Source organism: Mycobacterium sp. 852013-50091_SCH5140682, assembly GCF_001665685.1.
GTDB lineage: Bacteria > Actinomycetota > Actinomycetes > Mycobacteriales > Mycobacteriaceae > Mycobacterium.
In genome coordinates this window covers 1-2,025 of record NZ_LZTB01000043.1, presented here as the reverse complement: position 1 = coordinate 2,025, position 2,025 = coordinate 1, and the positions used below count along the sequence as shown (strand labels likewise).

The 2,025-nt window shown below is 66.6% G+C and carries 2 protein-coding genes; both read left to right on the top strand.

Annotated elements, in window-relative coordinates:
• A partial coding sequence (gene nuoK / locus A5784_RS13880) for an NADH-quinone oxidoreductase subunit NuoK (protein ID WP_064945494.1) occupies window positions 1-255 on the top strand: 255 nt, incomplete at its 5' end.
• A gap of 7 nt (window positions 256-262) precedes the next feature.
• Window positions 263-2,025, top strand: a 1,763-nt coding sequence (gene nuoL / locus A5784_RS13875; RefSeq protein WP_064945493.1) for an NADH-quinone oxidoreductase subunit L, incomplete at its 3' end; no start/stop codon positions are given.

Here is a 2,025-nt window from a genome sequence, read left to right as displayed (position 1 = left end):
ATCGGTGCGGCCGGGGTGTTGTTGCGGCGCAATGCCATCGTCATGTTCATGTGCGTGGAGCTGATGCTCAATGCGGCGAACCTGGCGTTCGTGACGTTCTCGCGCATGCACGGTCATCTCGACGGTCAGGTGGTGGCGTTCTTCACGATGGTCGTCGCCGCCTGCGAGGTGGTGATCGGCCTGGCCATCATCATGACCATCTTCCGCACCCGGCACTCGGCCTCGGTCGACGATGCCAGTCTGCTCAAACACTAAGGGCGCCATGACACTTCCTATATGGCTGTTGATCGCCCTGCCGGCCGCGGGGGCAGCGATCCTGCTGCTGGCCGGGCGCCGCTCGGACCGCTGGGGCCACCTGCTGGGGTGTGCCACGTCGATCGCCGCGTTCATCGTGGGCGCGGTGCTGTTCACCGCAATGCTGGGCCGCACGGGCGAAGCACGGGGTCTGCACGAAACCCTGTTCTCCTGGGTACCGGTGGCCGGACTACAGGTCGACTTCGGTCTGCAGCTCGATGCGCTGTCGGTGTGCTTCGTGCTGTTGATCACCGGCGTCGGCTCGCTGATCCACATCTACTCGATCGGGTACATGGCCGAAGACCCCGATCGCCGACGGTTTTTCGCCTACCTGAACCTGTTCTTGGCGGCCATGCTGCTGCTGGTGTTGGCGGACAACTACCTCGGGCTCTACGCCGGGTGGGAAGGTGTCGGCCTGGCCTCCTATCTGCTCATCGGGTTCTGGTCCTACAAGCCGTCGGCGGCGACCGCAGCCAAGAAGGCATTCGTCGTCAACCGTGTCGGCGACATGGGGCTGGCGATCGCGTTGATGATCATGTTCGCCTCCATCGGCTCCATCTCGTTCGCCGGCGTGTTCTCCGCCGCGCCGTCGGTGAGCCAGCCGGCGCTCACGGCCATCGGGCTGCTGCTGTTGCTGGGAGCGTGCGGCAAGTCCGCGCAGGTGCCCCTGCAATCCTGGTTGGGCGACGCGATGGAGGGCCCGACGCCGGTGTCGGCGCTGATCCACGCGGCCACCATGGTCACCGCGGGCGTGTACCTGATCGTGCGGTCCGGCCCCATCTTCGATCTGACCCCGGCCGCGCAGACCGGCGTCGTCATCGTCGGCGCGGTCACGCTGCTGTTCGGCGCGATCATCGGGTGCGCCAAGGACGACATCAAGAAAGCCCTCGCCGCCTCGACCATGAGCCAGATCGGCTACATGGTGCTCGCAGCCGGGCTCGGCCCGGCCGGATACGCCTTCGCGATCATGCACCTGCTCACCCACGGGTTCTTCAAAGCCGGGCTGTTCCTCGGTGCCGGCTCGGTCATGCACGCCATGAACGACGAGGTGAACATGCGCCGCTACGGCGGCCTGCGCAAGGCTCTACCGGTCACGTTCGCCACGTTCGGGCTGGGCTATCTCGCGATCATCGGCGTACCTCCACTGGCCGGCTTCTTCTCCAAGGACAGCATCATCGAAGCCGCGCTCGGCGCAGGCGGCGTCCGCGGCGTCATCCTCGGTGGCGCAGCCATTCTCGGCGCCGGGATCACCGCGTTCTACATGACCCGGGTGATGCTGATGACGTTCTTCGGCGAACCGCGTTGGGCGGACGCTGGGGCGAGCGAAGCGACGGGGAAGGCTGGAGCCCATCCCCACGAGGCACCGGCCGTCATGACCTGGCCGATGATCCTGCTCGCAGTCGGCTCGGTGGTCTCCGGCGGCGCCCTGGCCATCGGTGGGACGTTGTCACACTGGCTGGAACCTGTCGTGGGCAGCCATGAAGCCGAGCACGGTGTGCCCGCGTGGGTGGTGACCGTCGTGGTCTTGGCGGTGGTGGCGGTCGGCATCGCGATCGCCTACTGCATGTATGCGCGGGAACCCGTTCCCGAGCAGGTCCCCGCCGGATCGGCACTCACGGTAGCGGCCCGACGCGACCTTTACGGCGATGCGTTCAACGAGGCGGTGTTCATGCGAGGTGGGCAGACGTTGACCGCGGCCCTGGTCGAGGTCGACGACAAAGGGGTCGACGG